This window comes from Chromobacterium sp. CCUG 30098, assembly GCF_059916605.1.
The window spans coordinates 141,304-167,945 of the sequence record NZ_JAUCGS010000002.1 but is presented as its reverse complement, the minus strand read 5'-3'; the positions used below and the strand labels follow the sequence as shown (position 1 = coordinate 167,945).

At 61.9% G+C, this 26,642-nt stretch carries 34 protein-coding genes; 11 read left to right on the top strand and 23 right to left on the bottom strand.

The window, feature by feature from the left end; genetic code table 11:
• Window positions 1-32 precede the first annotated feature (32 nt).
• The gene (locus QUG03_RS06490; RefSeq protein ID WP_081544576.1) at window positions 33-443 is read right to left on the bottom strand and encodes a CesT family type III secretion system chaperone; all 411 of its coding nucleotides are present in this window, start codon (window positions 441-443) and stop codon (window positions 33-35) included.
• 272 nt (window positions 444-715) lie between these two features.
• Here QUG03_RS06490 and blaCRH point away from each other — a divergent pair, with 272 nt between their 5' ends.
• Window positions 716-1,588, top strand: coding sequence for a CRH family carbapenem-hydrolyzing class A beta-lactamase (gene blaCRH / locus QUG03_RS06485; protein ID WP_500819672.1), 873 nt, complete (start codon window positions 716-718; stop codon window positions 1,586-1,588).
• Window positions 1,589-1,786: 198 nt separating this feature from the next.
• Here blaCRH and QUG03_RS06480 read toward each other — a convergent pair whose 3' ends face one another.
• The 6 genes from QUG03_RS06480 to QUG03_RS06455 all read right to left on the bottom strand — a co-directional run bounded on the left by QUG03_RS06480 (window position 1,787) and on the right by QUG03_RS06455 (window position 6,077).
• Window positions 1,787-2,086 carry a hypothetical protein gene (locus QUG03_RS06480; protein WP_500819671.1) on the bottom strand — a complete coding sequence of 100 codons (300 nt, stop codon included), beginning with the start codon at window positions 2,084-2,086 and terminating at the stop codon, window positions 1,787-1,789.
• Between the two features lie 48 nt (window positions 2,087-2,134).
• Window positions 2,135-2,518, bottom strand: coding sequence for a hypothetical protein (locus tag QUG03_RS06475; protein ID WP_500819670.1), 384 nt, complete (start codon window positions 2,516-2,518; stop codon window positions 2,135-2,137).
• Between the two features lie 2 nt (window positions 2,519-2,520).
• Window positions 2,521-3,228: a hypothetical protein gene (locus tag QUG03_RS06470; RefSeq protein ID WP_500819669.1), complete on the bottom strand. Its 708-nt coding sequence runs from the start codon at window positions 3,226-3,228 to the stop codon at window positions 2,521-2,523.
• A 276-nt stretch (window positions 3,229-3,504) separates the two neighbouring features.
• Window positions 3,505-3,753: a hypothetical protein gene (locus QUG03_RS06465; protein ID WP_500819668.1), complete on the bottom strand. Its 249-nt coding sequence runs from the start codon at window positions 3,751-3,753 to the stop codon at window positions 3,505-3,507.
• Window positions 3,754-4,246: 493 nt separating this feature from the next.
• Window positions 4,247-4,741: a hypothetical protein gene (locus QUG03_RS06460; RefSeq protein WP_500819667.1), complete on the bottom strand. Its 495-nt coding sequence runs from the start codon at window positions 4,739-4,741 to the stop codon at window positions 4,247-4,249.
• Between the two features lie 475 nt (window positions 4,742-5,216).
• A complete protein-coding gene (locus QUG03_RS06455) occupies window positions 5,217-6,077 on the bottom strand; it encodes a methionyl-tRNA formyltransferase (protein WP_107799382.1) in 861 nt (286 codons plus the stop codon).
• Window positions 6,078-6,389: 312 nt separating this feature from the next.
• Between QUG03_RS06455 and QUG03_RS06450 the strand changes: the two genes are divergently transcribed.
• The 5 genes from QUG03_RS06450 to QUG03_RS06430 all read left to right on the top strand — a co-directional run bounded on the left by QUG03_RS06450 (window position 6,390) and on the right by QUG03_RS06430 (window position 9,800).
• Window positions 6,390-7,043, top strand: coding sequence for a hypothetical protein (locus QUG03_RS06450; RefSeq protein WP_107799383.1), 654 nt, complete (start codon window positions 6,390-6,392; stop codon window positions 7,041-7,043).
• Window positions 7,044-7,252: 209 nt separating this feature from the next.
• Window positions 7,253-7,537, top strand: a complete 285-nt coding sequence (locus QUG03_RS06445; RefSeq protein ID WP_107799384.1) for a hypothetical protein — start codon at window positions 7,253-7,255, stop codon at window positions 7,535-7,537.
• 145 nt (window positions 7,538-7,682) lie between these two features.
• Entirely contained in the window at window positions 7,683-8,513 is an 831-nt protein-coding gene (gene dapF, locus QUG03_RS06440) for a diaminopimelate epimerase (RefSeq protein ID WP_107799385.1), read from the top strand.
• Between the two features lie 67 nt (window positions 8,514-8,580).
• Complete coding sequence (locus tag QUG03_RS06435) at window positions 8,581-9,234, top strand: DUF484 family protein (RefSeq protein ID WP_235088928.1); 654 nt, start codon at window positions 8,581-8,583, stop codon at window positions 9,232-9,234.
• Entirely contained in the window at window positions 9,231-9,800 is a 570-nt protein-coding gene (locus QUG03_RS06430; RefSeq protein ID WP_107799387.1) for a hypothetical protein, read from the top strand. The genes QUG03_RS06435 and QUG03_RS06430 overlap by 4 nt, the downstream gene beginning before the upstream one ends.
• 93 nt (window positions 9,801-9,893) lie before the next feature.
• On the opposite strand, the gene QUG03_RS06425 is transcribed toward QUG03_RS06430, so the two are convergent.
• From QUG03_RS06425 to QUG03_RS06395, 7 genes are all read right to left on the bottom strand, one after another.
• Window positions 9,894-10,475, bottom strand: a complete 582-nt coding sequence (locus tag QUG03_RS06425; RefSeq protein WP_233246675.1) for a YceI family protein — start codon at window positions 10,473-10,475, stop codon at window positions 9,894-9,896.
• Between the two features lie 32 nt (window positions 10,476-10,507).
• Window positions 10,508-11,065, bottom strand: coding sequence for a YceI family protein (locus tag QUG03_RS06420; RefSeq protein WP_227107992.1), 558 nt, complete (start codon window positions 11,063-11,065; stop codon window positions 10,508-10,510).
• Complete coding sequence (locus QUG03_RS06415; RefSeq protein ID WP_107799389.1) at window positions 11,062-11,625, bottom strand: cytochrome b; 564 nt, start codon at window positions 11,623-11,625, stop codon at window positions 11,062-11,064. The genes QUG03_RS06420 and QUG03_RS06415 overlap by 4 nt, the downstream gene beginning before the upstream one ends.
• A 260-nt stretch (window positions 11,626-11,885) precedes the next feature.
• On the bottom strand, window positions 11,886-12,851 hold the full coding sequence (locus tag QUG03_RS06410) for an ABC transporter permease (protein WP_235088932.1): 966 nt from the start codon (window positions 12,849-12,851) through the stop codon (window positions 11,886-11,888).
• Complete coding sequence (locus QUG03_RS06405; protein ID WP_500819666.1) at window positions 12,851-13,957, bottom strand: ABC transporter permease; 1,107 nt, start codon at window positions 13,955-13,957, stop codon at window positions 12,851-12,853. The genes QUG03_RS06410 and QUG03_RS06405 overlap by 1 nt, the downstream gene beginning before the upstream one ends.
• A complete protein-coding gene (locus QUG03_RS06400) occupies window positions 13,954-15,483 on the bottom strand; it encodes an ABC transporter ATP-binding protein (protein WP_500819665.1) in 1,530 nt (509 codons plus the stop codon). Before QUG03_RS06400 ends, QUG03_RS06405 begins: the two co-directional genes overlap by 4 nt.
• 118 nt (window positions 15,484-15,601) lie before the next feature.
• The gene (locus QUG03_RS06395; protein ID WP_107799392.1) at window positions 15,602-16,585 is read right to left on the bottom strand and encodes a BMP family lipoprotein; all 984 of its coding nucleotides are present in this window, start codon (window positions 16,583-16,585) and stop codon (window positions 15,602-15,604) included.
• A 492-nt stretch (window positions 16,586-17,077) separates the two neighbouring features.
• On the opposite strand from QUG03_RS06395, the gene QUG03_RS06390 reads away from it, so the two are divergent.
• The 5 genes from QUG03_RS06390 (at window position 17,078) to QUG03_RS06370 (ending at window position 20,326) form a co-directional block, all read left to right on the top strand.
• Entirely contained in the window at window positions 17,078-17,845 is a 768-nt protein-coding gene (locus tag QUG03_RS06390; protein ID WP_227107986.1) for a tRNA pseudouridine(65) synthase TruC, read from the top strand.
• 21 nt (window positions 17,846-17,866) lie between these two features.
• Window positions 17,867-18,715, top strand: a complete 849-nt coding sequence (locus QUG03_RS06385) for a 23S rRNA (adenine(2030)-N(6))-methyltransferase RlmJ (protein WP_488877905.1) — start codon at window positions 17,867-17,869, stop codon at window positions 18,713-18,715.
• A gap of 167 nt (window positions 18,716-18,882) precedes the next feature.
• Window positions 18,883-19,437, top strand: a complete 555-nt coding sequence (locus QUG03_RS06380) for a thymidine kinase (protein ID WP_107799395.1) — start codon at window positions 18,883-18,885, stop codon at window positions 19,435-19,437.
• Between the two features lie 137 nt (window positions 19,438-19,574).
• Entirely contained in the window at window positions 19,575-20,153 is a 579-nt protein-coding gene (locus tag QUG03_RS06375; RefSeq protein WP_107799396.1) for a LexA family protein, read from the top strand.
• A 17-nt stretch (window positions 20,154-20,170) separates the two neighbouring features.
• Window positions 20,171-20,326 (top strand): hypothetical protein, encoded by a 156-nt coding sequence (locus QUG03_RS06370; protein ID WP_167604380.1) that lies wholly within the window; start codon window positions 20,171-20,173, stop codon window positions 20,324-20,326.
• 314 nt (window positions 20,327-20,640) lie between these two features.
• Here the strand turns inward: QUG03_RS06370 and nagZ are convergent, their stop codons facing one another.
• The 9 genes from nagZ to QUG03_RS06325 all read right to left on the bottom strand — a co-directional run bounded on the left by nagZ (window position 20,641) and on the right by QUG03_RS06325 (window position 26,615).
• Entirely contained in the window at window positions 20,641-21,729 is a 1,089-nt protein-coding gene (gene nagZ, locus QUG03_RS06365; RefSeq protein WP_500819664.1) for a beta-N-acetylhexosaminidase, read from the bottom strand.
• Window positions 21,730-21,890: 161 nt separating this feature from the next.
• The gene (gene acpS / locus QUG03_RS06360) at window positions 21,891-22,280 is read right to left on the bottom strand and encodes a holo-ACP synthase (protein WP_227107983.1); all 390 of its coding nucleotides are present in this window, start codon (window positions 22,278-22,280) and stop codon (window positions 21,891-21,893) included.
• The gene (locus QUG03_RS06355; protein ID WP_500819663.1) at window positions 22,277-22,840 is read right to left on the bottom strand and encodes a metal-dependent hydrolase; all 564 of its coding nucleotides are present in this window, start codon (window positions 22,838-22,840) and stop codon (window positions 22,277-22,279) included. The genes acpS and QUG03_RS06355 overlap by 4 nt, the downstream gene beginning before the upstream one ends.
• Before the next feature lie 5 nt (window positions 22,841-22,845).
• Window positions 22,846-23,571 (bottom strand): pyridoxine 5'-phosphate synthase, encoded by a 726-nt coding sequence (gene pdxJ / locus QUG03_RS06350; RefSeq protein ID WP_227107981.1) that lies wholly within the window; start codon window positions 23,569-23,571, stop codon window positions 22,846-22,848.
• Between the two features lie 22 nt (window positions 23,572-23,593).
• On the bottom strand, window positions 23,594-24,322 hold the full coding sequence (gene recO, locus QUG03_RS06345; protein WP_107801790.1) for a DNA repair protein RecO: 729 nt from the start codon (window positions 24,320-24,322) through the stop codon (window positions 23,594-23,596).
• Window positions 24,319-24,642 (bottom strand): antibiotic biosynthesis monooxygenase family protein, encoded by a 324-nt coding sequence (locus QUG03_RS06340; RefSeq protein WP_227107979.1) that lies wholly within the window; start codon window positions 24,640-24,642, stop codon window positions 24,319-24,321. Before QUG03_RS06340 ends, recO begins: the two co-directional genes overlap by 4 nt.
• Before the next feature lie 7 nt (window positions 24,643-24,649).
• Window positions 24,650-25,540, bottom strand: a complete 891-nt coding sequence (era, locus tag QUG03_RS06335; protein ID WP_048410780.1) for a GTPase Era — start codon at window positions 25,538-25,540, stop codon at window positions 24,650-24,652.
• Window positions 25,537-26,244 (bottom strand): ribonuclease III, encoded by a 708-nt coding sequence (gene rnc / locus QUG03_RS06330; protein ID WP_500819817.1) that lies wholly within the window; start codon window positions 26,242-26,244, stop codon window positions 25,537-25,539. The genes era and rnc overlap by 4 nt, the downstream gene beginning before the upstream one ends.
• 8 nt (window positions 26,245-26,252) lie before the next feature.
• Window positions 26,253-26,615, bottom strand: coding sequence for a DUF4845 domain-containing protein (locus QUG03_RS06325; protein WP_235088951.1), 363 nt, complete (start codon window positions 26,613-26,615; stop codon window positions 26,253-26,255).
• Window positions 26,616-26,642 lie beyond the last annotated feature (27 nt).

The following is a 26,642-nucleotide window of genomic DNA, read 5'->3' as shown; positions in this document are numbered from 1 at the left end:
TGCCCATCAGGGCTTATAGGCGGAACAAGGGTTTAACAAACGACAAGTTCGTCCACCGCCGACAACAACTCTTCGGCGCAGACAATCACGGCGTCCAGGGCGGACGCCATCGACGGCAAATCGCAGCCCTGGCACGGCAAACGCAACCAGCAGCCCAACCGCTCGTCCTGATCCAGGCTGACCACCGGCTGCCAGGCTTGAATCGCCAGCTGATTGCGGCGCAAGGCCTGCGCCAACACGGCGGGACCGGGCGACGGCAAGGCGTCGCCAAGGTCCGCCTGCATGAACCAGCTATCCTGATCGAGACAGACAAAATGGAGGGAGAAGCGCTGCTCCAACTGCAGACTGAGCACCTCCTGATCCGCGGCCAGCTCCGGCGCGTCAAAACCCAGGTGTTGCAACAGCTCCGCGACGCAGCGATGAAAAGCGATCAGGTCCGGCATGAAAATCCTACAAGCGAAATGGCGAATGCCGCTTTATACCTTCGCCGGTGCGCGACGCACTTCCAGAATTCGCCCAAGCGCGCCGTCTGCGCCGGCATGACGCAGCCCTCCTCAGACGGCACCGCGCCTGATTACGCCCGGCGGCGACACCCCGCCTCACCGCTGCCGCCGGCGCAAAAAGTTACAGACGTTACAGTTTGCGCGATTTACAGCCCAAGCCTTCGCCATCAGGATAGCGCCACACTTTCCCACCAGACAGAAGGACCCAAACCATGTTCAAGCATCTGATTTTATTCGTATCGCTAGCCGCGCCGCTGACCCAGGCCGTCGCCGCGGACCCGCTCGCCGTCGCCGCCGACAAGCTGGCAAAACTGGAGCGCGACTTTGGCGGCAGCATCGGCGTCTACGCCATCGACACCGGCTCCGGCGCCACCGTGGCCAATCGTCCCAACGAACGCTTTCCCATGTGCAGCTCTTTCAAAGGCTTTCTGGCGGCGGGGGTGCTGGCGCAGAGCCAAGCAAAACCGGGCCTGCTGGACAAACGCATCCGCTACAGCAAGACGACTCTGCCTAATTGGTCCCCGATTACCACCAAACACCAGGCAAGCGGCATGACCGTGGCCGAACTCAACGCCGCCTCCGTGCAATACAGCGACAACGGCGCGGCCAATCTGCTGCTCGAGGAAATCAACGGCCCCACCGCCCTGACCGCCTTCATGCGCTCCATCGGCGACGCCAGCTTCCGCCTGGATCGCCGGGAGCCAGAACTGAACTCCGCCATCCCCGGCGACCCGCGCGACACCTCCACCCCCAAGGCGGTGGCGGAGAGCATGCAAAAGCTGACGCTGGGCAAGGTGCTGCCGGAGCCGCAACGCCAACAGCTGGCGGACTGGCTGAAAGGCAACACCACCGGCAACGCCAGAATCCGCGCCGCGGTGCCGGCCGGCTGGGATGTGGGGGACAAAACCGGCACCTGCGGCGTCTACGGCACAGCCAACGACTTCGCTGTGATCTGGCCGCCCAAGCGTGCGCCCATCGTGCTGGCGGTCTACACCAAGCACGCCAAGAAAGAAGCCAAGCACAGCGACGAGGTGATCGCCGCAGCGGCGCGGGCGGCGTTGGAAGCGTTCACCGTGAAGAAATAAGGCGGGATGAGGCGCGGCCGAGGGGCCGCGCTGCTGGCAACAGGCCATGACGTAGGTTCATGGCCCTGTTTAATTGGTGAGTATGCAATACCGTGGGGGGATATCGGTTACAAGTAGCTGATTTTGATGAAGTTTTCGAGGGCTATTCGCATGAGGCGGGCAAACCAAATGACTTGCCTACCCCGCTTGCTAAACTACTTATCTCGGCCTCTCCCATTTCTGAATGGAAGTCCCTTGCTGCACCACGACAGCAAGAAATGAGACAACCACATTCATATCTACCTTAATAGCAAGCCGGTACCTGATATATGAAATTGCCAAAACACCGCTTCGGCCATCTAACAATCGAAAATCACTTAAATCTTTCTCTGAAAATTCCTCAAAGTTGCCAACATCCCCTCCCTCAAGCAATGAGACATCTCTGCCAAGCACCAGTCCAATTTTATGAACAATATCCGAATCAGGAATTATACCATTCACTTTTTTGCCTTTTGCCACCCGACCCAAACATTAAATCAAAGCACCCACATCAAAACCAATACGGCATCACACAATAACTTCCCTAATCATTTCCAGCTTTCCATCCACAAGAACATATCTACGCATCCAACTCCCTTCCTCCACCTCTGAGCGATACAAAAATTTAATTTCTTCCATCCCTGACAGCAAAACCATTAAAACATCAGGCTCTGCAACCTCATTAGCCTCCAACAACCAAACACATTCCTTAAAATCCTCCTCCTGCCACTCATCATCGCTAAAATTCCTAATCAGACGATAGCTCGTACCACCCTCACCCATTGCAAGGTAATACTCTCCCCAAAAACCACTTTCATGAGGCAAAAAACAAACCTTTAGCGTTTCCCCAAGTAGGCGCACCACATCATCTACATCTTGCTTCTCAACCCCATAATGATCATAGACATTCATTTTCAAATTCCCAGTTTAACAATATGCGAAGGACCTTTTAGCGCATCGGAAATATTATCATAAAACATAAACTCCACTGGACGACCTGATTGCTGAGACAATATTTTTTGCATTTCACGTAAACCAAGTAAACTGGCCTGCTCTGCACTTAATGGACCAATACGATCTGGCATAGTTTTCACTTTAAAGCCAGCAGATCTACCAAAGTCTAAAGATTTTAGATAAAGATCATCATTCACCAATGCAATATCATAGTCACTTAAGCGACCATAATCAAATGGTGCACCCGGCATTTTACTATATGGTGAGCTACGACCAGAAACAGAACTACCTTTAAAAACAATAGAAGTATTCTCTGTCAGACCGGCTTTGAGCACATCAACAAATGCGCCATATTCTCTAAAGTCCTTAAACCCATATGGCAATGGTGCACCTGAGGGGTCAAATGCCCTAGCAGGAACAAACTCTCCCCCCTCTGGCACCGCATACATCCTCAGCCCCGGTGTGCTCTGCTCCGCCAAACGATCCAGCCTCGGCCCAAACGCTTCCACAGCATCCCTTGCCAGCAAACGCGTGCCCATACCTGCTTCAACACTCAGACTGGACCCTCGTAGCAAACGCGACCCTGGAGCCCAGGACAACAAGGCATTGCCGGCCAATGCGCCTGCCTGCTCCGCGCTCAGTTTCCCAGGATTCTTCGCATAATACATCAGCTCGCCCGCCGCTTACCGCAAACCACAATGCAAATACAGAAACTGGCTTGAGCCTTATGAACGACCAAAGCTCCGGGAGGGGCTTTTGGTGAGGCTTGGGCTTATAAGTTACGGCGCGTCCAAAGGCCGTGTTGCCAAAGTCATGAGCACTGCATATATTCAACATCGCTAATAGGCAGCCGTCTTATCCACTCTAAGTCAGCAAGGCTTTTTTTCATAATTTTCCTCCAAACCGACTGGCCTTATCTTTAATTCGAGTCTAGACCTATCTTTTTAATCACGCACTCCACTCATCATCTTAATTACTCCACGAATAGAATCCAAGGCCTTCCTAGTTTCTCCATAAACATAGACATGCTTCATATTGACTGGGCAAGTCAAGCCAAATGGCATTATACCTATTGGCGTTGCTTCAGGTATCGGAGAAAGAACAACATCGCATGCTGGGCACGTGAGCACCACACCTTCTTGCCACAACCTCAACGCTCGCATACCAGCCATTTTTTCATGATCGTAGGTCATTATTGCCTCCAGCCTTTTACAGAAACCTTACCGAAGGAAAGACTCGCACATTCTGGCGTTTTGCCAATTACGCTCTAAATATCTTGACGCTTAAACAACGTCGTCCGCTTTACCAGACTAAGAGTGGCTAACAAAACTCCTGCGGCTTCATGAGTCCGCGTCATTCATATTACTTCCGCACCCTGCTTCTGCCTTCGTAGCACAGGAGCTTTGTGCAACGTAATTTTCTGAAATGACCTTATTCTTTAGAAATTCAGACAGCCTTTCATACATTGATCCAATTTCTCCATATTGAGTATCTTCTGCTGCTTGCACTTCCCATAAAATATTATTCATCTCCGTAAATTGCGGCGTTAGTTCAAAACCATTTTCCTTACCCTATTCCCAAGCACAAACTCAGGCACCGCTTCAAAACCTGCACCATTACGCCCCTACCTTACCTTATGAGTACCCCACCCTAATTGCTTAACCTCTGCAACTGCAAATTTCTGACCTATAGCACAATCTCATCAATTAAACGCACAGCCAAATCTCTAAACAAATTGGGTGATGAGCCTACCTCTGAAGAAATTGCATAATTAACCGTAAAATTCCCAGCAGGCAAACCATCAATTAATCCCATCACTCTATTCTTAACAGTCAAGCAAACTGCGTGAGCCGACCGTTCATCCAGCCCAAGAAAACCAACCCCAGCAAAGTTAGCTAAGTCATGATTCAAACAGGGCACATCCGCACCATTAAAACCAACAACAACATCCAACTCTGCTTGATTTATTATTTCGTAAGTACACCCCAGGAATCCGTATACCACCTTAGGTCCTGCGCTACAGAATCTCTCCACTGCAATTAAAATTGTTCCAAGAACACACTGAACATCGGCAGACATACGAAAACCTATTGCACTATCAGTATCAAATTCAAATTCTGGCACTGGAAGTGCGCCCATCCATACACGACTCAATCCAGCCTCGGAAAAATGCTCTTTCATCACCTTCTCCATCCACGCCCTAAACTAAGCCAGTGATCAATTACCAGAATTAGCCTTCAGAACACACAGACAACCAATAATTAATAGTGACACCTAACACCACCCAAAAACAAGGCAAGGCTTACTATATAAAACTTAAATATATAATCCTATCAAATCATGACAAAATCAATTAAAATATTGCAGAAACTCAGCGATAACCCTTCAAAAAAGGTCAACATCTTGCAAAAAAAATACTAAAGTGCCGATAAGGATAGCTGCAAAATTAAGCCCCACGACAAACCACCCCAAAAGCATACTTCCAGGGTATCAAAAAATCTAACGCAATCTGTCCCACCTCGTGACTAAACTCATAGGCTACCGTAAAAAGGACACCAGATAGGACAACGAAGTCATCGCCGCCGCGGCGCGGGCGGCGCTGGAAGCGTTCAACGTGAAGAAATAAGGCGATGAGGCGCGGCCGAGGGGCCGCGCCTCACCCCCTCAGCCGGCCGCTGACGCCGCCGGGCGGGTTCAGGCTCCATTCGCTGATCAGCACCATGCCGTCGGCGGCGGCCACCAGGAGGCTCAGCGCATTGGACAGGATCAAGGAGCCCGGCGGGTAAGCGTGGCTCTCTCGCCAGCCTTGCGCGCGGTGCACGTGCACGGTGACGCCGTTGACCGCGGCCAGGCATTCGAAGTCGCCGAAGGCGCGCACTCGGCGCATGACGTCCTCCACCGGCAGGCTGAAATCCAGCACCCGTTCTTCGTCCCGCCACAGCGGCCAATAGCTGCTGTTTTCGCCTTGCGGCTGAGCCTGATCCCATAAGGAGGCGAAGTCGCCGGCCACTCGCCCCGCCAGCCGGTACAACGCCAGTTGCAGTTTCGCGTCCAGCGATTCATGGGTTTCGTCCGGCCTCAAGGCGAACTGCTCCTGCGCCAGCACATCGCCGGCGTCCATTTCCCGGGTCAATTGGTGACAGCTGCAGCCCCATTGCCTATGGCCGTCCAGGATCGCCTTCACCATGGGGTAAGGCCCGCGGCCGATGGGCAGCGGCGACGGATGGAAGTTGACCGCGTAATTCAGATAAGGCTCCCAGTCCGGCACCCGCCAGTTGTAGCTGGCCACCAGCAGGACTTCGCAATCCTGCTCCGCCAGCTCCAGCAAGTCGCGCTCGCGCATCCGCGACAGCTGCACCGGCACGCCCAGGCGCTCCGCCGCCGCCAGCGACTCCTTGTGGTGATGCATGCGATGGTCCACCGGGGTGCAGAACAACTTCAACGGCTGCCAGCCGGCGTGCAGGAACACGTCCAGCACCGGCTTGAAGCGATCGGACAAGGTAATGGCAAAACGCATGACGGCATCCCGGCGGTTCAGAGGGCTGACTTGTTTATAACAAGACCATCCGAACGAGACTTCCTGTCTCACGGAAATTAACAGAATCTCCCCGCAAGGCTGGCACGCCGTTTGCAACTGGCAACGGGTCAAGCCCTTGTTCTGACGGGAAAACAGGCCAAACTCGCCGCCAGACGGCAATTCTCTCCGCCACGGCGGCATGGATTGCCGCCCGCGCCGGCAAAACGTCAGAACCAGGCCGGCAATGGAAGTCGAGCTGCTCCGTGAGGCTCACGACCGACAACTCCATCATGACTTTGCGGGAGAACATTCATGTCAGTCAGCAATACCAGCGGCATCGACGCCGGCGGCAACGCCTGGCAACAACGTAAAGCCGTTCACCAGCAGCGCCGCCAGGATTTCCAGACCATGATCAACGACGTGCGGCAAGGCGATCTGGGCGGCGCGCAGCAAGCCCTCGCCAGCCTGCAGTCCGCGGCGTCCGGCGGCGCGACAAGCGGCTCAAACGCCGCCAACGCCGGCGGCCAGGACTTCGCCAGCCTGATCAACTCCATGCAGACCGACGGCAGCGTCGCCGCCGCCGGCGACGCGTCAGCCAGCAATGCCGGCGGCAACGGCGATCTGGCCGTGCTGTTCCAGCAGATGCTGAGCCAGTTGCAGGCGGCCAGCTTCGGCGGTTCGGGCAATAGCGACGCCGACGACGCCTTAAGCGCGCTGAGCGGCGCCTCCTCGGCCTCATCGCCCAACTCGCTGTTCAACAACCTGGGCCAGGATCTGGGCAGCGGCAACCTTAAGCAGGCGCAGCAGGATTACCAGCAGTTGCAGCAAAGCTTGCAGACGGCGGCGCAAAACCAGCCGCCTCACCATCGCCACCATCACCATGGCGGCGCTCAGGTTCAGGCGGCGCTGGCGGCCTACCAGGCCAATAGCGGCGACGCCGGCCAGACTCAAGCTTCCGCGGGCTGAGCGCCCTTTTCCCGCCGGACCTCGGTTTAAGCCGGGTCCGGCTTATTATTTTTACCGTTGAAATGAAAATCCATTCCACGCCGATAACGCCGCCCGCCCTCTCCCCAAGGCCCCGCGCCGCGGACACCGCCGCCTTCGACCCCGAGCTTGCGCCGGCCGCCCCGGAACCGACGCCGGAACCCGCTCAAACCAGCCGTCCACGCCTGGACATGGCGACGCTGGTCCGGCTGCTGCTGATGCAAATGCAGCTCAAGCTCAGCCAGTCCGGCGACGCTGCCGAGGACACGCTCAAGCTAGCCACCGGACAAGACGCGCCGGCGTCTTCTTCCGGTTCACTGATAGACGACGCCGGCCAGGCCGCCGCCGCCGACGCGCAAGCCGCCGCAGTTCAAGCCGGCGGCGAAGCCATGCCGCAGACGGCCGCGTCCAGCGCGGCCCTGCAGGCCTACGCCGGCGCGGGCGCCCCGCCCGGCAAGCCGCTGAGCAGCGCCTGAGCGCGCGCCTGTACCTCTATCTACGCCACTGTGCTAACCTGCCTTATTGGCGGCGACGCCCCGTCCGCGCTTCCGCGTGCGCGGCCCGCCGCCCGACCGCCGGCCCGATAGCGGGCCGCTTGTTTACGCAGGATCTGGCGCGCCAATGAAATTGCACTTCACCAAAATGCACGGCCTCGGCAACGACTTCATGGTTGTCGACGGCGTGAGTCAAACCATTCCCCTGAGCGCGGAGCGCATCCGTCAGCTGGGGGATCGCCACTTCGGCATCGGCTTCGATCAATTACTGCTGGTGGAGCCTCCGCGCTCTCCGGACAACGATTTCCGCTACCGCATCTTCAATAACGACGGCGGCGAGGTGGAGCAATGCGGCAACGGCGCGCGCTGCTTCGCCAAATTCGTGTCCGACCGCGGCCTCACCGCCAAATCGCGGATCCGGGTGGAAACCGCCAAGGGCGTGATCGCGCCGGAGTACCTGGGCGACGGCCAGGCCCGGGTGGACATGGGCCGGCCGCGCTTCGCTCCGGACGAGATTCCGTTCCAGGCCGAGCGCGAGGCGGTATGCCACGATTTGCAAGTCGAGGATGCGACCTTGTCGGTCAGCGTGGTGTCGATGGGGAACCCCCACGCGGTGCAGGTAGTCGCAGATGTAGCCTTGGCTCCGGTGACGCGCGTCGGCGCGGCCATCGAAAACCATCCCCGCTTCCCGGAACGGGTCAACGCCGGCTTCATGCAGGTGCTCGCCCGCGATGAAATCCGTCTGCGCGTGTTCGAACGCGGCGCCGGCGAAACGCTGGCCTGCGGCACCGGCGCCTGCGCGGCGGTGGTGGCCGGCATCCGCCGCGGCCTGCTGGACCGGCGCGTGCGGGTGCACACCCGCGGCGGCGAACTGACGGTGGAATGGCCGGCCGACGACGCCGCGGTCACCATGACCGGCCCCGCCGTCACCGTGTTCCAGGGCGAAATCGAGATTTAACGGCCCGCCGCCGGCAAACGGCGGCGGGCTCGCAACAACAACACAGCCGTATAGGGGGTTATGAATCATGCAGACAGATGATGTGCTGGCGTTTTTGGACCAACACCCGGACTTTCTCGCCCACCATGCCGAAAGACTCGGCCTGAAGCCGGGCGGCGCGCCGCAAGACCGCGTGGTGGTCTCGCTGGCGGAACGCCAAATGCTGGACCTGAAGGACCGCAACCGCCAGTTGGAATCGCGTTTGCAGCAGTTGATCCGCCACAGCGAAGCCAACGACCGCATCATCGCCAGCGCCCATCAATTGGCGCTGACGCTGCAAGCCTGCCTGAGCCTGCAAGACGTGCTGAACGCGCTGCCCGCCTGCTTCGCCGAGCATTTCAAGCTGAAGCGCGTGGCGCTGCGGCTGTGGCATCCGGCGGCGGAGTCCGCCGGCCCGGCCTACGACGCCCGCAGCGAGGTGGCCGCGCTGGCGCGCAATCTGTCCGCGCCCTATTGCGGCCCCTACGTCAACGACGACGTGCTGGCCTGGTTCCCGGCCGCGCCGGTATTGCAGTCCTTCGCCCAACTGGCGCTGCGCGACGGCAAGGGCCAGGCCTTCGGCCTGCTGGCGCTGGCGTCGGACGATCCGCAACGCTTCACCTTCGACATGCACACCCACTACCTGGCCCAGATAGGCGAGCAGGTGTCCGCCGTCCTGGTCCGCGTACTGGAGGCTCAATGACGGCGACGCCCACCGGTTGGTTCCTGCTCGTTCTGGTCGCGCTGTTCTACCTGCACATTCTGTGGCGCTTGATCGCCAGCCGCGACGGCATCGCCCAGCTATGCTTCGCGGCGTCCTTCTTCATCCTGGCGCTGATCTTCCGCGCGGACCCCTTCCTCACCGTGCTGTCGCCGGTGTTGCTGCCCTTCTGTTACGCCTACGCCTGGCTGGGCATCGCCGCCGTGCTGTGGTCCGCCAGCAGCTTGCGGGTCAGCCGGCTTGGCTTGGCCTTCCCCGAACGCCAGCCTCAGCTGGCGGCGCTGATGGCCAGCCAGCTCAGCCTGCATCTGGGCATCGTCGCTTTTTCACGCTTGCTGGACTGGCGGCCGCTGCTGTCCTACCTGATGGCTCCGCCGCTGATCATGGTCGTCAGCTACGCCTGTTACCGCGCGCTCTTGTACGTGATGCGCCGTCAGCCGGAAGCGCGTCTGCCCTGGACGGTGTTCGGCGGCATGACCGTGATCAGCCCCCTGCTGGTGATGTGGCTGTCCGATTGGCTGGCCCCCATCGTGCTGGGCCTGACCTGATCCCCCGCAACGGCGTCCATAAAAAAACCCGAGTCTTTCGACTCGGGTTTTTTTTGACGCCGGGCAAGCTCTCCGGCGCTTTATCGAATCCGCTTACTTCTTGCCGGCTTCGATGGTGATGTTCAGCTGCAGATCGTCGCCCACCGCCGGCGCGTAAGCGCCCACGCCGAACTCGCTGCGCTTGATGGTGGCGGTGGCGTCGGCGCCGCACCACGGCTTCTTGGCCATCGGATGGGAATCCACGCACTTGAAGTTGGTCACCGTCAGCGTCACCGGCTTGGTCACGCCGTGCAGGCTCAGTTGGCCGTCCACCGCCGCCAGCTTGTCGCCGTTGAAGGTGAATTTGTCGGATTTGAACGTGATGGTCGGGTACTTCTCAACGTCCAGGAAGTCCGGGCTGGCGATGTGCTTGTCGCGCGCCGCCCAGCCGCTGTCGTGGCTGGCGGTCTTGATCACGATGTCCACCGAGCCGGTTTTCTTGGCCTGGTCCAGCACCACGGTGCCCTTGGTATCGTTGAAACGGCCGCTCAGCGTGGAAAAGCCCAGGTGGCTCAGCGAGTAGCCGGCATGGGTGTGCGAGCTGTCCACTTCGTAAGTGACCGGGGCGGCTTGCGCGCTGCCCAGCACGCCCAGCGTCATCACGGCGGCAAACAGAGTCTTCATTTTGGTCGTCACGTCGGTTTTCTCCAGGGTAAAGAAAGGCAAGATTACTTGCCGGTCAGAACGAATTTGTATTTGACGGTCACCAGATCGGCGATCGCCTCGGTGTCGTCCCAAGCGCCGTCGCCCACCTTGAACTGCAGGCGTTGCAGCGGGAAGCTGCCTTGCAGCGTGGTTTCATTGCCCGCGCTGGCGGCGGTGAAGGTGGACACCACCTCGCGGCTGACGCCCTTCAGGCTCAGGGTGCCGCGGGTTTCGAACTTGCCGCCGCCCAGGGCCTTCACCGATTTGGCGGTGAAGGTGGCCTTGGGCAGGCTGGCGATATTGAAGAAGGACGCGCCGCGCACCGTGGTGTTGCCGTCGGCGCTGCCCACGTCCACGCTGCCCAGGTCCACGGTGAACACCGCCTTGGTGGCCTCCGGCTTGGCGGCGTCGAAGCTGACGTTGGCGGCGAAGCTCTTGAAGCGGCCTTCGGTGGGCACGTTCATCTGCTTGAAGGTAAAGCCCAGCGTGCTCTTGGCCGCGTTCAGCGTTTGCGCGGCCTGGGCCGGCGCCATGGCCAGCGCCACGGCGGCGCTCAGGGCGAGGGAAGTCAGAAATTTCATGCTTGAGGATCTCCTTTGCGACAGGACGGCAACATCCGCGCCAGTGTGGCGTCGCGATCGATAAAGTGATGTTTCAATGCCGCCAGCGCGTGCAGGCCGACGATGGCGACGATGGCGTAAGCCATCAGCGCGTGGCTCCAGCCCAGCACATGGCCCAGCGCTTCGTTCTTGTCCACCAGGTCCGGCAGTTGCACCAGGTTGAACCACACCACCGGGTAGCCCTTGGCCGAGCTCATCAGCCAGCCCACCAAGGGCATGGCCAACATCAGCGCGTACAACAGCACGTGGATCAGACCGGCGGCCTTGAGCTGCCAGGCCGGCTGCCCGGGCAAAGGCGCCGGCGCGCCGCGGCGCGCGCGCCAGACCAGGCGCAGCACGGCCAGCGCCAGCACGCTGATGCCCACCCATTTGTGCCAGGCGATCAAAGAGGCTTTCAGTTTGAAACTGGCCGGCGAAGTGATTTGCATGCTGTTGAAATACCAGCCCATGATCAGGGCGGCAATGATCAACAGCGCAATCAGCCAGTGCAGGGCTATCTGTGTCGGACTGTAGCGTTGCATCGAATTCCTTATTACAAATGAGCGGCAGATTAAAACTTATCATGCCCGTTAATCATAAAAGCGCGCCCATTGCCGTCATAGCGAAATTATTAGCGCAAAAGATTCAAATTTTCTGAACAACCGCCAGGCGACGCAATGGCAGTTGAGATTGGGAATCACTATGAATAACAAACGACGGCAAGGTTCCCGTATGCGATATAAAACAAAAAACCGCCAGGGGCAAAGCCCGCTGGCGGTTTCCGACCTGGCTCAAAAGCCGGTCAACGGCTCTTGACGAAGGGAATGCCTATCGCTTTGGGCGCCACCGCGCGGCCGACGAAGCCCGCCAGCAGCAAGACGGTCAGCACATAGGGAATCACCGCGATGGCCTGGGACGGGATCTGGCCGATGCCCGGCAGCGCCACGCCTTCCAGACGGATCTGGATGGCGTCGGCGAAAGCGAACACCAGGCAGCCCAGCACCGCCGGCAGCGGCTTCCATTTGCCGAAAATCAACGCGGCCAGCGCCAGGAAGCCCTTGCCCGCCGTCATTTCCTTGATGAAGCTGCCGGTCTGGTACACGGACAGATAGGTGCCGGCGATGCCGCACAACACGCCGCCCCAGAACAAGGCGGTGTAGCGCACCTTGGCCACCGAAATGCCGGCGGTGTCCGCCGCGTGCGGGTTCTCCCCCACGGCGCGCAGACGCAGGCCGAAGCGGCTCTTGTACAACACCCAGGCCACCAGCGGCACAATCAGGAACAGAGTCAGATACACCAGGATGCTGTGGCCGGACAGCAGCTTGCTGTACAGCTGGCCCAGCAGCGGCACCTCGCGCAGCTCATGGGCGAACGGCAGCGCGATCTCGTGGAAGCGGCCCTCGTCCGGCAGCTGCGGGGTGTTGCCGCCCTGCTGGAACCAGGCCAGGCCCAGCACCGGGGTGATGCCGGAAGCGACGGTGTTGAGCGCCATGCCGGAAATCAGCTGATTGCCGTTGTAGGTGACGGACACGAAGGCGTGGATCATCGCCATCGCCACCGAGGCGGCGATGCCGCAGGCCATGCCTATCCACGGGTTCTGAGTGGCGAAGGCCGCGGCGGCCGCGGCAAAGGCCGCCACCAGCATCTTGCCTTCCAGGCTGATGTCCACCACGCCGGAACGTTCGGAGAACATGCCGGCCATCGCGGCCAGGATCAGCGGCGTGGCCACGCGCAGCGTGGAATCGAGCAGACTGAAGAAGATTTCCATTATTTGTCGTCCTTGCGCTTGAACAGGCCGGCGATGAACGGCTCGAACAGGTTTTCCAGCGCGCCGCAGAACAGGATGATCAGACCCTGGATGAAGATGATCATCTCGCGGGTGATCATCGGCTTCTCGAAGGACAGATCGGAGCCGCCCTGGGTCAAGGCGCCGAACAACAGCGCGGACAGGATGATGCCCACCGGGTGGTTGCGCCCCATCAGCGCCACGGCGATGCCGACAAAGCCCACGCCGTTGGTGAACATCACGTTCATGCGGTGGGCGGAGCCCATCAGCTCGTTGACCGCAGCCAGGCCGGACAGCGCGCCGGACACGCACATGGCGATGATGATGACGCGGCTGACGCTCATGCCGGCGTAGCGGGCGGCCGGTTCGCTGGTGCCCACGGTGCGCAGTTCGAAGCCCCAGCGGCTATGCCACACCACCAGGTAGAACAGCGCGGCGGCCAGCAAGGACATCACGAAGCTCAGGTTCAGCGGCGAGGTGGGAATCTCCACGCCAAAGCGCGCCGCCACTTCATGGATGGCGGGAATCCAGGCCGCCTGGCCGAATTCGCGCGTGGTCGGGTTCTGTGAGCCGGCCTCGATCAAGTGATGGCTGATCAGGTACAACATCAAGGAGTAAGCGATGAAGTTGAACATGATGGTGGTCACCACGATGTGGCTGCCCCGCTTGGCCTGCAACCAGCCCGGCACGAAGGCCCAGGCCGCGCCGAAGCCCATCGCCGCCAGGATGGCCAGCGGCACCAGCACCGCCGGCGGCAGGCTGTGGTCGAAGCCCAGCACCACCAGGGTGACGCCCAGACCGGCCAGATAAGTCTGGCCTTCGCCGCCGATATTGAACAGGCCGGCATGGAAGGCGGTAGCCACCGCGAGACCGGTGAAGATGAAGCCGGTGGTGTAGAACAGGGTGTAGCCTATGCCCTCGCCGTAGCCGAAGGCGCCGTTGATCAGCAGCTTCAGGCATTCCCAAGGGTCTTCGCCTATCAGCCAGGTGACCAGGCCGGTCACCAGCAGCGCCGCCATCAGATTAAGCGCCGGCAGCACCGTCAGCTGCGCCCAGCGCGGCAAGGTGGAAGGTTGTCCGAATTTCAATGCTTGTGCCCCCCCATCAGCAGGCCCAGCGAAATGGTGTCGGCGTCCTTGGCCGCCACTTCGCCGGAGATCTGTCCGCCGGCCATGACCAGGATGCGGTCGGCCAGCGCCAGGATTTCTTCTAATTCAACCGAGACCAGCAAAATGGCCTTGCCCTCGTCGCGCAGTTCCACCAGCCGCTTGTGAATGAACTCGATCGCGCCGATGTCGACGCCGCGCGTCGGCTGGCCGATCAGCAACAGGTCCGGATTGGCGTGGATTTCACGCGCCAGCACCACTTTCTGCTGATTGCCGCCGGAGAGCAGGCCCACGCGCAGCAGCGGATTGCCCGGGCGGATGTCGAATTGCTGAATGAAGTCGCGGGTGCGCGCCAGCAGCCGCTTGCGCGAATACCAGGGGCCGCGGCCCAGGCCAGTTTCGCCGTGATAGCCGAGAATGGCGTTTTCATAGCTGGAGAAGGCCTTGACCAGGCCCTCGCGCGAGCGGTCTTCCGGCACGTGAGCGATGCCCAGCCTGCGGTAGAGCGCGGCGCGCGGCTCGCCGCCGCAACGGCGGCGCAGCAGGTCCTCGCCCTTGTAGACCATCTCGCCGGCGCTGGGCTCCAGCATGCCGGCGAGCACTTCCAACAGTTCCGACTGGCCGTTGCCGGACACGCCGGCGATGCCGACGATCTCGCCGGCGCGCACTTCGAAATTCAACTGGTCCAGCAGCTTGACCGCGCGCGCGTCGGTCAGGCACAGATTCTTGACGCTGAGCACCGCCGCGCCCGGCTCGCGCTCGGCCTTGTCCACTTTCAGGCTGACCTTGCGGCCCACCATCAAGTCCGCCAGCTTTTCCTTGTCCACGTCGCAGGTGGCGACATTGGCCACCACGGTGCCGGCCCGCATCACGCTGACGCCGTCGGTGATGTCCATCACCTCGCGCAGCTTGTGGGTGATCAGGATCACGGTCTTGCCCTGCGCCTTCAGCGAACGCAGGATATGGAACAGGTGATCGGCTTCCTGCGGCGTCAGCACCGCGGTGGGCTCGTCCAGAATCAGCACGTCGGCGCCGCGGTACAAGGCCTTGAGGATTTCCACCCTTTGCTGCAGGCCCACGCCCAGATCGCCCACCAGCGCGTCCGGATCCACCTCCAGCGAGTAATTGCGGTTGAGCTCTTTCAGATGCTCGCGGGCCTCGTCCAGCCCCTTTTTCAGCACCAGGCCGCCTTCGGCGCCCAGCACGATGTTTTCCAGCACGGTAAAGGTGTCCACCAGCATGAAATGCTGATGCACCATGCCGATTCCCAGCGCGATGGCTTCCTGGCTGTTGCGGATAGGCGCTTCCTTGCCGTTCACCCGGATGGCGCCGCTGTCGGCTTGATAATAGCCGTACAGAATGCTCATCAACGTGGATTTACCGGCCCCGTTTTCGCCGATGACGCCATGGACGGTGCCCTTGGCGATTTTCATCGAGACGTCGCGGTTGGCTTTGACGGCACCAAAACTCTTGTTGATGCCCGCCAGCTCAATGGCAAACTCGGTCATGCTTATTCATATTCCCTGGTTAGGGTCAACCTGATTCCGCTCCGGCATGAACAAACAGGCACGATGGAATGCATCGTGCCTGCCTCCCCGAAACGGATCAGGGAAAACTCAGCTCAGCTTATTGCATCGGGCAACTGTTGTTGGCGCGGTAATCCACCACCTTGATCTTGCCGCCGATGATGTCCGCCTTGGCCGCGTTGATCTTCTTCTCCATCGCCGGAGTGATCACTTTGCGGTTGTTGGCGTCCAGCGCCCAATCCACGCCGGCCTCCTTCAGGCCCAGCACCTTGACTTCCGGCTTCCAGGAACCGTTCTTGGCGTCCTTGAAGGTGTTGAACACCGCCACGTCCACGCGCTTGACCATGGAGGTCAGCACCGAACCCGGGTACAGATGGTTCTGGTTGCTGTCCACGCCGATGGAGTACTTGCCGGCGGCCTTGGCGGCTTGCAGCACGCCCAGGCCGGTGCCGCCGGCGGCGGCGAACACCACATCCACGCCGCGGTCAAACTGGCTCTTGGCCAGCTCAGTGCCGCGCGCCGGGTCGTTGAAGGCCTGCGGGGTGGTGCCGGTCATGTTCTGGATCACGCTGGCGTTCTTGTTGGTGAACTTCACGCCCTGCACATAGCCACAGCCGAAGGCGCGGATCAGCGGCACGTCCATGCCGCCGACAAAGCCCACCTTGCCGCTCTTGGAGGCCATCGCCGCGGCCACGCCGGTCAGGAAGGCGCCTTCTTGTTCCTTGAACACAATGCTCTGAACGTTGGAACCTTTTGCCACGGCGTCGATCAGAGTGAACTTGACCTTGGGGAACTCCTTGGCCACGGTTTCCACCGCCTGGGTGAAGGAGAAGCCGATCGCCACCACGATGTCGGCGTCGCGGCGCGCCATATTGCGCAGCAGCTGTTCTTTCTGGGCTTCGGACGCGATCTGGCCGTCGCGGTAGTTGATCTTGAATTCCTTCTTGAAACGCTCGGCGCCGTTGTACGCGGACTCGTTGAAGCTCTTGTCAAACTTGCCGGCCATGTCGTAGACCACGGCGGGCGAGAATTCTTTGGCGAAGGCGGAAGTGGACAACACCGCGGCCGCTACGGCAAAGCTCATTCGTTTCAGCTGGATTTTCATCTCTATGACTCTATGGAGTTTGTTGGTCAACCCGCACGTCGATCACCCCCTGTGGTTCCCGTGTCGTGCAGCGAAGCAAAGCGCCCGCCAACCCTTTGTCATGTAGCGTCGCAACTACACGCCTGGTTGCGCGGATGCGGTCCTGCCGCCATCCCGTGGCAAACGGGATCGCAATCGGCACAGACGCCGCCCTGTCATTCTTGTTTGAGCGCGGCGAATTGTAATGACGCACCCATGGCCTGTAAACAACTTCCTCTCTACTTTGAAATATCATGTCGCAACGAAAGCCGGCAAAGCCCGAGCCCGCGCACAAAAACGCCAATAGCATGACAAAACGCTGTTGTTTTCGCGTAATGGAAGCGTAAGACATAAAACTACAGCACAAGGGCATCGTCCGTCGCCCGCGCGCCTTCCAAAGCCGGCCGGCAACGCCTACAATGCCGGCCTTCCCCACCCGCTTCAAGCCGCCCCATGCTGCCTATTCTTTACCGCGACGACCGGCTGATCGCCATTCACAAGCCCTCCGGCCTGCTGGTGCACCGCACCGCGCTGGACCGCAACGAAACCCGCTTCGCCGTGCAGCTGCTGCGCGACCAGATCGGCCAGCGGGTCTACCCGGTGCACCGGCTGGACAAGGGCACTTCCGGCGTGCTGCTGTTCGCGCTGGACAAGGACATGTGCCGCGAAATGAGCTGGCAGTTCGAACGCCAGCAGGTGGACAAGCGCTATATCGCCGTGGTCCGCGGCCACGCCGACGACGCCGGACGCATCGACTACCCCTTGAGCCGGCGCCCGGACGATCTGGAATGGATAGGCGAAACCGTGGACACCGCGCCGCAGGCCGCCGTCACCGATTACCGCACGCTGGCGCGCATCGAACTGCCAATAGAGGTGGAACGCTACCCCAGCAGCCGCTACAGCCTGCTGGAGCTGACGCCTCACACCGGCCGCCGCCACCAGCTGCGCCGTCATCTGAAGCACATCGCCCACCCCATCATCGGCGACGCCACCCACGGCAAGGGCCGCCACAATCGCATGTTCGCCGAGCATTTCGGCAGCCGGCGCCTGCTGCTGGCCTGCGTCGCAATGCGGCTGAGCCACCCTGACAGCGGGCAGCCGCTCTGGCTGCAAGCGCCGCCGGCCGACGATTTCATGCAGCTTGCGGAACAACTGGGCTGGCGCGCCGCGCTGGAGGACGCGCTGCGCGGCCACGCCGAATCCGGTACAATTCGCGGCTGACGAACGCCATACCCCGCAGCCATGCTTAGTTACCGCCACGCCTTCCACGCCGGCAACCACGCCGACGTGCTCAAGCATCTGATCCAGATCGAACTCCTGAACTACCTGGGCCAGAAAGCCAAGCCCTACTGGTATATCGACACCCATGCCGGCGCCGGCGCCTACTCGCTGGTGGAAGGTTACGCCACCAAGAACGCCGAATTCGAATCCGGCATCGCCCGCCTTTGGCGGCGCGAGGACCTGCCGGAAGCCGTCGCCAACTACGTCGACGTGGTGCGCAGCCTGAACGCCGACGGCGAACTCAAGCTCTACCCCGGCTCGCCCTGGTGCGCGGCGGAAGTGATGCCGGCCAGCGACAAGCTGCGCCTGTTCGAGCTGCACCCCACCGACCACCAGCTGCTGGCCGACACCTTCGCCGACGCCGGCCGCCGCGTGCAAATCCAGCAGGCCAACGGCTTCGAGGCGATCAAGGCGATTCTGCCGCCGCCGCCGCGCCGCGCGCTGGTGCTGATCGACCCGCCCTACGAGGACAAGCGCGATTACCAGCACGTGATCACCGCGCTGAAGGAAAGCCTGAAACGCTTCGCCACCGGCGTCTACGCGGTCTGGTATCCCTGCCTGCAGCGCGCCGAGATGAAGGAACTGCCCAAGGAAATGAAGAAGCTGGGCGCCAAGAACTGGCTGCGCGCCGAATTGCATGTGCAAAAGCCGTCCAGCGACGGCTTCGGCATGCACGGCAGCGGCATGTTCATCCTCAACGCGCCGTGGACGCTGCCGCAGACGCTGCGCGAAGTGCTGCCCTACCTCGCCCAGCACCTGGCGCAGGACGCCGGCGCCAGCTATGTGCTGGAAACCGGCGGTGACCTTTAAAGAACCTATTTACGATCTGCTGCGCGTCGTGGAGTGTTACACGGTGAGTACGGCTTCAGAATGCTCATGTACCTCTTGTACACTCCGCTTCTTCAACCGTTTTCGCCTTGTCTCTCCTTAGCTCGCGAGATCGTAAACAGGCCCTAAGCCCCAGCGAGAACCCATCGATGGCAAAACTCTTTTTCCGCTACGCCGCGATGAACAGCGGCAAGAGCACCCAGCTGCTGCAAATCGCCAACAACTACGAATCCATGGGCAAGACCGTGGCGCTGTTCACCAGCGCGATGGACGACCGCTACGGCTTCGGCAAGATCACCTCCCGCCTCAATCTGCAGCGCGACGCCCGCACCTTCTCGCCGGAGCTGAACTTCCTGGCCGAGGATTTCGGCCAGACCGCCTGCATCCTGATCGACGAAGCCCAGTTCATCACCCCGGAGCAGGTGCACCAGTTGCATGAGCTGGCCCATACCCGCAACATCCCGGTGATCTGCTTCGGCCTGCGCACCGATTTCCGCGGCGAGCCCTTCGTCGGCTCCGGCATGCTGCTGGCGCTGGCCGACGAAATCGAAGAGATCAAGACCATTTGCGAATGTGGCAAAAAAGCCACCATGCACATTCGCATCGACGCCGACGGCCGCCGCGTCAAAGAGGGCCCGCAGGTGGAAATCGGCGGCAACGCCCGCTACCGCGCGGTTTGCGCCCGCTGCTTCTACCGGCTCTGAAGCCGCCGCCCGCCCGCCGAAACCCGCCCGCCTCAGCGGGCTTTTTTGCGCCCGCCGCCGGCGCGCTCAAAAAAAACTTGCCCTGGGCTTTGATAATGTACACAATCAAATCTGCTTGCATTACAGAGGATTAGCCAATGAGCCATGGGGGCAAACGCAGCGGCGCCGGCCGCAAATCCAGCTACGGCGGCGACAAGACCGTCGCCCTCCGCGTGCCGGAACCGTTGAAACCGGTGCTGGAAGACTGGCTGCGCGACTACCGCAGCTGGCGCACCGCCCACAACGCCCAGGCCGACGACGTGCGCACCCTGGCGCGCCACCTCAGCGAGTTGTCGCTGCCGCTGTTCGCCAACAGCGTGCCGGCCGGCTCGCCGGTGGCGGCGGACGATCTCAAGGAAGACGACGTGGACCTCAACGCCAGGCTGGCGCCGCGGCCGGGCAGCACCTTCCTCGTCACGGTCAAGGGCGAATCCATGTTGGGCGCCGGCATCCACGACGGCGACCTGCTGGTGGTGGACCGCGCGACGGAGGCGCGCAACGGCAAGGTTGTGGTGGCGGCGCTCAATGGCGAACTGACGGTGAAGCGGCTGGAAAAAACCGCCAAGGGCATCCGCCTGCTGCCGGAAAACCCGGAATTTCAGCCGATTCCGGTACCGGAAGACGCCGCCTTCCATATCTGGGGCGTCGTCACCAACGTCATCCACAAAGTGGACTGAACCTTCGGGAGAACACCATGGAACACACTCAAGCGCAGTACGACAGCATCAAGATGAAGTTCATGGACTGGCGCCGGCTGCCGCGCGCCTTCCGCGCGGTGATCCAGGGCCAGCCGCAAGTGCTGGTCAGCCGCCCGGGGCGAGACTTCTACGTGCCGGTGCAGTTTGTTTAGCCACTTTTATTAGCCACGGAAACACACGGAAGACACGGAAAAAGACAACTCCTTCGGCCAGGAGGCCCACGAAACCTTCTACTGTCTTTGGTCCGTGTTTTTCCGTGTGTTTCCGTGGCAAAAGAAACTACAGACCTTGCCTGCTCCCGTGGCCTTCCGTGGCAAAAGACGTTTTCCGCTCCCCTATAAGAGCGGCTAACATTGTCAGTTTCACGGCTGAGGCAAGGCGCGCCGACGCAGGCAGTACTTGAGTACGACAAGTCGGCGCAACGCAGCATCAGGGGTTTGTTAGCCGCTCTAAGCAAGCGTCACGCTTAATTGGCCTCGCCCACATCCGGCCCGCGCATCGCGTCCGCAGGCATGTTCAAACGCTCCACCTGGGCGCGCGCCGCGGCGAAGGCCGGGCCGGCCAGCTCCGCCGCCCAATCCGCCGCCCGGCCGGCCATGCGCTCCAGCCGCCGCGCCAGTTCCGGCTGCGCCGGCGGCCGCAGATGGGCCAGGATCAGATCGGTCTGCCGGGGATCGTTGCAGACCAGCACCATATCGCAACCGGCGGCCAAGGCCGCGTCGGCGCGCTGAACAAAGTCGCCGGCGCCGGCCGCGCCCTCCATGTCCAAGGCGTCGGAGAAGATCACGCCGTCAAAACCCAGCCGGCCGCGCAGCACCTGCTGCAGCCACACCGGCGAGAAACCGGCCGGCTGCGCGTCCACCGCCGGGTACAGAACATGCGCCGGCATCACCGAGCCCATTCCGGCCGCCGCCAGACGGCCGAAGGGCACCAGATCGTCCGCCTCCAGCTCGGCCAGGCTGCGGCCGTCCTCCGGCATCAGATGATGGCTGTCGCCCTCGACAAAGCCATGGCCGGGGAAGTGCTTGCCGCAAGTGGACATGCCGCCGCGCGCCAGGCCGCGCTGCAGCGCCTCGGCCAACTCGGCCACAATGGCCGGATCGCGGTGGAAGCTGCGGTTGCCTATCACCGCGCAGCGCCCCCAATCCAGGTCCAGCACCGGGGTGAAGGACAGGTCGACGCCGCAGGCGGACAGCTCGGCGGCCAACACATAGCCCACGTTCTCCGCCTGCTCCAAGGCCGCCGCGCGGTCCTGCTCCCACATCCTGCCCAGCACCTGCATCGGCGGCAGACGGGTGAAGCCGTCGAGGAAGCGCTGCACCCGGCCGCCCTCGTGATCCACCGCAATCAGCAAATGCGGGCTGCGCAAGGCGCGGATTTCCGCGGTCAGCGCCTTCAGCTGTTCGATGTCCTGGAAATTGCGGCGAAACAGGATCACCCCGCCCACCAGCGGATGCGCCAAGCGCTGTTTCTCTTCGTCCGTCAGCCGCAGGCCGGCCACGCCCGCCATTACCGGCCCGCGCGGCAAGGCCGCGCTCTGTTGAGTCTGCTGCATCGGTTTGCTCTCTCTCTTAGAACCTGTTTACGATCCGCAACGCCTTGTGGAGCGTTACACGGTGAGCACGTCTTCAAAATGCTCATGTACCGTGTGTACACTCCGCTTTTTCAGCCGCAACGCCTTGTCTCGCCCTTGCTCGCGAGATCGTAAACACGTTCTTAGCCGGGCGCGGAGCGCTCCAGCACCACAAAAGCCAGCGCGTGGCCGCGTTCGTCGCTGATGGACAGATGACGCGCGCCCACGCCGCGCCGGCTTAAAAATTCTTCCAATTCAGGGCTTAGCGCCAATAGCGGCTTACCCCATTCATCATGCTCGACCCAGATCGCCGTCAGCAACACCGGCGCGCGCACCCCGGTGCCCAGCGCCTTGGCCAGGGCCTCCTTGACCGCGAAGCGCTTGGCCAGAAAGCGCGCCGGATCGGCGCTGTCGGCGAAAGCCCGCCGCTCGGCCGGGGCCAGCATGTGCCGCCCCAGCTTGAAGCCCCAGCGCTGGAACATCCCCCGCATGCGCTCGATGTCCACCAGATCGGTGCCTATGCCGTAAATCATCGTCCGCCCTCCCCGCGTCCGCGCAGCCAAAAAGCGCGGGACGGCCATAGCAGCAGACAGGGCAGCCAGACGTAAAGCAGCTCCGAACTCAGCACCCGCAGCCCCTTGGGGCCCAGCCAGCGGCCGGGCGTCAGCGGCGAGCCTTCGATAGGCCTCCAATCAAACAAGAAGCGCCCCGGATGCCAGGGCATCGCCAAAGCCGGGCCATGGGTGGCGTCGGTCCACATGTCCAGCAAGGCGTGGGAGGCCACCGCCAGGCTCAGCACGACAAAAGCGCGTAGCGGCCCCAGACCCAGCCGCGACCACCAGCGGCGCCCGAGCGCGGCCAGCGCGCCGCCGGCGATCAAGGCCAGCGTCAGCGAATGGGAGACGCCGCGATGCCCCCAGGGGCTGGCGTAGGGAATGCCCAGCTTGAAAGTGATCACGTCCAGATCCGGCAGCATCGCCGCCGCGCCGCACAGCAGCAGCCAGCCGGCCATGCCGGGCGCGCGCAGCGGACGCGGCGCGCACAGGCCGGCCAGCGTCGCGCCGGCCAGGGCGTGAGAGACGACGGTGGGCACCGGAATCAGCCGCGCGCGGCCGCCATCAGCGTCTTCATCTCCTTCACCGCCTCGGCGAAGCCGACGAACAGCGCCTGGGCGACGATGGCGTGGCCGATATTCAGTTCCGCGATCTGCGGAATCGCGGCGATCGGCTGCACATTGTGGTAGTTGAGGCCGTGGCCGGCGTTGACCACCATGCCCAGCTCGGCGGCGAAGGCGGCGGCGTCGCGGATGCGCGCCAACTCGGCGTCGCGCGCCGCGGCGTCATGGGCGTCGGCGTAAGCGCCGGTATGCAATTCCACCACGCGCGCGCCGGCGTCCCAGGCGCGCTGGATCTGCGCGCGGTCAGGATCGATGAAGATGGACACGCGGATGCCGGCGTCCAGCAGGCTGCGGGTGTAGCGGCTGACATCGGCGAAATGGCCGATGGCGTCCAGGCCGCCCTCGGTGGTGACTTCCTCGCGTTTTTCCGGCACCAGACACACGTCTTCCGGCTTCACCGCCAGCGCATTGGCCAGCATTTCCTCGGTCATCGCCATTTCCAGGTTGACCCGGGTCTTGACCACCTGGCGCATCGCCACCACGTCGGCGTCCTGAATGTGACGGCGATCCTCGCGCAGATGCAGGGTGATCAGGTCGGCGCCGGCGGTTTCCGCCACCAGCGCGGCCTCCACCGGGCTGGGATAACGGGTGCCGCGCGCCTGGCGCAAGGTGGCGACGTGATCGATGTTTACGCCCAACAGAATCATATTCACTCCCGATAGCTTGGCCTCAATCCGACAGCGAATTGACGGCCTGTAACAGTTCGCGCGAAGCCAGCGGCTCCTCGCCCAATAAAGCGGTCAACCATACTCGCATCAGCGCCCGCGCTTCAAGCCGGGTGGCCGCAGCCGCGTAATCGTCGGCCTCTATCGCCAGCAAGCTGGCGCCGCTGAGCCGCAGCCCGCGCTCCAGGCTCTGGCCGGCGTCGCGCTCCGGCGCGGCGTTGCCCTGGCACCAATAATCAAGTCCGGCGTCCACGTCCGCGCCGTCGCCGTCGCGCAGCAGGCTGGGCGCGTAGCCCAACACCTGGATCAGCCGCAATTCGTAGCGGCGCAGCACCGCGGCCAGACCGCCTTGCCGCGCCAGGCCGCGCACCGCCGCGTCGTAAACGGCGAAGGCGCGCGGTTCGGGGTCGTCGCGCGCGGTCAGCTTCATCATCAATTCGTTCAGATAAAAACCGCAGATCAGCGGCAGTCCGGACAACTGCGGCACGCCGCCGTCCCAGTCCGCGCTGTGCAGGGTGCGCAGTTCGGCCTTGCCGAACCAGGACAGGGTCAAGGGCTGGAAAGGCAGCAGCAGGCCGCGCAGATCGGCCCGCGGCCGCCGCGCGCCGCGCGCCACCACCGAAAAACGGCCGTGGTCGCGGCTGAGCACCTCCACCAGCAAACTGGTTTCCCGGTAGGGCTGCGCGTGCAACACATAGGCCGGCTGGCGATCCACCCTGCCCGGCTGGCTCATCCGGCGCCCCCGGCCGCCGGCCGCGGGCACACCGCGGCCGCGCTCACATTGAAAGCGAATACCCGATACCAGGCTTCCGGTCCGTAGCGCTGGGCGATCAGGCGCTCGGCGCACTGACGCCAAGCGGCGATGGCCTCGACGCTGTCCCAGTAGGACACCGTGTCCCGTCCCGGCTCTCCGCGCTCCAGACCCAGGAAGCCGGCCTGGCAGGGCGCCAGCCGGGCGATGCGCTCCAGCAAGTCGCGGCTGCCGGGCAAGTCCTGCCCTTGCTGCAGAGAAAAAATCACCGTCCAACAGGACGGCGCCAAATGATAGTGCATGAGGGCTTCAGTCCAGGCCGAATTCCCGCAGGAAGCGGACGTCGTCGGCCCAGCCGGATTTGACCTTGACCCAGACCTGCAGGAAGACCTTGCCGTCGAACAATTTTTCCATGTCCATCCGCGCCTCGGTGGAGATTTTCTTCAGCTTCTCCCCGCCGCGGCCGATGACGATGGGCTTCTGGTTTTCCTTGTCCACCAGCACGCCGATATGGATGCGGCGCAGCTCGCCGTCCATTTCGAACATTTCCACTTCCACGTTCATTTCGTACGGCAGCTCTTCGCCCAGGTAGCGGAACAGCTTCTCGCGCACGATCTCGGCGGCCAGGAAGCGTTCGCTCTTGTCGGTGACCATGTCTTCCGGATACAGCGGCATCGATTCCGGCAGATGCGGACGCACTTGCTCCAGCAGCTCGCTCAGGCGCTGGCCGTGCTTGGCGCTGACCACTTCCACGCCGGCGAAGGCGAATTCCGCCTGCACTTCGGCGATGAAGGCCTGCAGCGCGTCGCGGTCCTTGGCCTTGTCCAGTTTGTTCACCACCAGAATCACCGGGGTGCGCTTGGGCAGCAAGGCCATCACTTCGCGGTCCGCGCCGGTGAAGCGCATCGCCTCCAGCACGAACAGCACGCAATCGACGCTGCCCAGCGAGTCCTTGACGCTCTTGTTCAGGGTTTCGTTGAGCGCGCCCTTGTGAAAGGTCTGGAAACCCGGGGTGTCGACGAAGACGAACTGGGCGTTGTTCTCGGTGTGGATGCCGGTGACGCGGTGACGCGTGGTTTGCGCCTTCTTGGACGTGATGCTGATCTTCTGGCCGATCAGATGGTTCATCAGCGTGGACTTGCCGACGTTGGGACGGCCGACGATGGCGACGAAGCCGCAGTGATATTGGATGTCAGTCATATACGTTTCTTGCTCGCAGCGAGTTTTTGTTCCAGCAGGATCAGCGCCGCTTCGGCGGCCTGCTGTTCGGCGGCGCGGCGGCTGCCGCCTTCGCCGGTGGAGCCTATCGCCAGCTCGCCCAGGTCGCATTCCACGCGGAACCATTGCTCATGGGCTTCGCCGCTTTGCGACAGTATCCGGTATTTGGGCAAGGCCAGCTTGCGCGCCTGCAGCGCTTCTTGCAAACGGGTCTTGGCGTCCTTGGCCTGGCGGCTGGTGTCGATGGAGGACACGCGTTCGGCGTAGAGCCTGCGCACGACTTGCTCGGCGCGCAGAAAATCGGAGTCGAAGCTGACCGCGGCGAAAGTGGCTTCCAGCGCGTCGGCGAGGATGGACGGACGGTTGAAACCGCCGCTTTTCAGCTCGCCCTCGCCCAGGTACAGGTAATCGCCCAGCTTCAGCTCGTGGGCGATCTCGGCCAGGGTGTTCTGGTTGACCAGATTGGCGCGCAGCCGCGACAGCTCGCCCTCGGTCAGCTTGGGAAATTGATCGAACAGCATGCGGGCGACGGTGTAATTGAGGATGCTGTCGCCCACGAATTCGAAACGCTCGTTGTTGCCGGCGCCGTAACTGCGATGCGTCAAGGCTTGACGCAGCAGTTCCGGCTTCTGAAATGCGTAATCCAGCGCCTGACTCAGGCGCCGGAATCTATTGTCGGTTGGTATCACTTGGCTTATTGCGGGGGCTGGCCCGCTTGGGTATCGAATTTGAACAGCAGACTGACATTGGAGAACAAGGGCACTTCGCGCTGATAAGCGGCGCGGATGTACACGTAATTGCCGCCGGTCACCACCACCAGGTTTTCACCCTTGATCGAGGCGATGCCGGCCACGGCGGCCCGCTGGTTGAAATCCCGGCGAACGGATAGCTCGCCGACATTGCTTTGAGCGGACAAGGCGGTGATCGCCTGGCGCACCTCGGCGTACTCCGAGTACACCGGCATCACCTTCATGCCCAGCACGAGGACCGCGCCCAGCACGATCATCACCAGCAGTACGGAAAACAGCGACAGGCCCTTCTGACGACTGAAATGCATAATGCGCTCCGAGCTTGCGATCTTGCG

Excerpts from the sequence above, each read along its gene's own strand:
- QUG03_RS06445 (WP_107799384.1), top strand. The coding sequence starts at position 7,253 with ATGGCGACGCTGGTCCGGCTGCTGCTGATGCAAATGCAGCTCAAGCTC.
- QUG03_RS06435 (WP_235088928.1), top strand. The coding sequence starts at position 8,581 with ATGCAGACAGATGATGTGCTGGCGTTTTTGGACCAACACCCGGACTTT.
- QUG03_RS06475 (WP_500819670.1), bottom strand. The coding sequence starts at position 2,518 with ATGAATGTCTATGATCATTATGGGGTTGAGAAGCAAGATGTAGATGAT.
- QUG03_RS06390 (WP_227107986.1), top strand. The coding sequence starts at position 17,078 with ATGCTGCCTATTCTTTACCGCGACGACCGGCTGATCGCCATTCACAAG.
- QUG03_RS06470 (WP_500819669.1), bottom strand. The coding sequence starts at position 3,228 with ATGTATTATGCGAAGAATCCTGGGAAACTGAGCGCGGAGCAGGCAGGC.
- nagZ (WP_500819664.1), bottom strand. The coding sequence starts at position 21,729 with ATGCAGCAGACTCAACAGAGCGCGGCCTTGCCGCGCGGGCCGGTAATG.
- QUG03_RS06460 (WP_500819667.1), bottom strand. The coding sequence starts at position 4,741 with ATGAAAGAGCATTTTTCCGAGGCTGGATTGAGTCGTGTATGGATGGGC.
- QUG03_RS06420 (WP_227107992.1), bottom strand. The coding sequence starts at position 11,065 with ATGAAATTTCTGACTTCCCTCGCCCTGAGCGCCGCCGTGGCGCTGGCC.
- recO (WP_107801790.1), bottom strand. The coding sequence starts at position 24,322 with ATGAGCCAGCCGGGCAGGGTGGATCGCCAGCCGGCCTATGTGTTGCAC.
- QUG03_RS06455 (WP_107799382.1), bottom strand. The coding sequence starts at position 6,077 with ATGCGTTTTGCCATTACCTTGTCCGATCGCTTCAAGCCGGTGCTGGAC.
- QUG03_RS06385 (WP_488877905.1), top strand. The coding sequence starts at position 17,867 with ATGCTTAGTTACCGCCACGCCTTCCACGCCGGCAACCACGCCGACGTG.
- QUG03_RS06325 (WP_235088951.1), bottom strand. The coding sequence starts at position 26,615 with ATGCATTTCAGTCGTCAGAAGGGCCTGTCGCTGTTTTCCGTACTGCTG.
- era (WP_048410780.1), bottom strand. The coding sequence starts at position 25,540 with ATGACTGACATCCAATATCACTGCGGCTTCGTCGCCATCGTCGGCCGT.
- QUG03_RS06375 (WP_107799396.1), top strand. The coding sequence starts at position 19,575 with ATGAGCCATGGGGGCAAACGCAGCGGCGCCGGCCGCAAATCCAGCTAC.
- QUG03_RS06430 (WP_107799387.1), top strand. The coding sequence starts at position 9,231 with ATGACGGCGACGCCCACCGGTTGGTTCCTGCTCGTTCTGGTCGCGCTG.
- QUG03_RS06410 (WP_235088932.1), bottom strand. The coding sequence starts at position 12,851 with ATGGAAATCTTCTTCAGTCTGCTCGATTCCACGCTGCGCGTGGCCACG.
- QUG03_RS06370 (WP_167604380.1), top strand. The coding sequence starts at position 20,171 with ATGGAACACACTCAAGCGCAGTACGACAGCATCAAGATGAAGTTCATG.
- QUG03_RS06465 (WP_500819668.1), bottom strand. The coding sequence starts at position 3,753 with ATGACCTACGATCATGAAAAAATGGCTGGTATGCGAGCGTTGAGGTTG.
- QUG03_RS06380 (WP_107799395.1), top strand. The coding sequence starts at position 18,883 with ATGGCAAAACTCTTTTTCCGCTACGCCGCGATGAACAGCGGCAAGAGC.
- QUG03_RS06490 (WP_081544576.1), bottom strand. The coding sequence starts at position 443 with ATGCCGGACCTGATCGCTTTTCATCGCTGCGTCGCGGAGCTGTTGCAA.
- blaCRH (WP_500819672.1), top strand. The coding sequence starts at position 716 with ATGTTCAAGCATCTGATTTTATTCGTATCGCTAGCCGCGCCGCTGACC.
- QUG03_RS06395 (WP_107799392.1), bottom strand. The coding sequence starts at position 16,585 with ATGAGCTTTGCCGTAGCGGCCGCGGTGTTGTCCACTTCCGCCTTCGCC.
- QUG03_RS06415 (WP_107799389.1), bottom strand. The coding sequence starts at position 11,625 with ATGCAACGCTACAGTCCGACACAGATAGCCCTGCACTGGCTGATTGCG.
- QUG03_RS06400 (WP_500819665.1), bottom strand. The coding sequence starts at position 15,483 with ATGACCGAGTTTGCCATTGAGCTGGCGGGCATCAACAAGAGTTTTGGT.
- QUG03_RS06340 (WP_227107979.1), bottom strand. The coding sequence starts at position 24,642 with ATGCACTATCATTTGGCGCCGTCCTGTTGGACGGTGATTTTTTCTCTG.
- acpS (WP_227107983.1), bottom strand. The coding sequence starts at position 22,280 with ATGATTTACGGCATAGGCACCGATCTGGTGGACATCGAGCGCATGCGG.
- dapF (WP_107799385.1), top strand. The coding sequence starts at position 7,683 with ATGAAATTGCACTTCACCAAAATGCACGGCCTCGGCAACGACTTCATG.
- pdxJ (WP_227107981.1), bottom strand. The coding sequence starts at position 23,571 with ATGATTCTGTTGGGCGTAAACATCGATCACGTCGCCACCTTGCGCCAG.
- QUG03_RS06450 (WP_107799383.1), top strand. The coding sequence starts at position 6,390 with ATGTCAGTCAGCAATACCAGCGGCATCGACGCCGGCGGCAACGCCTGG.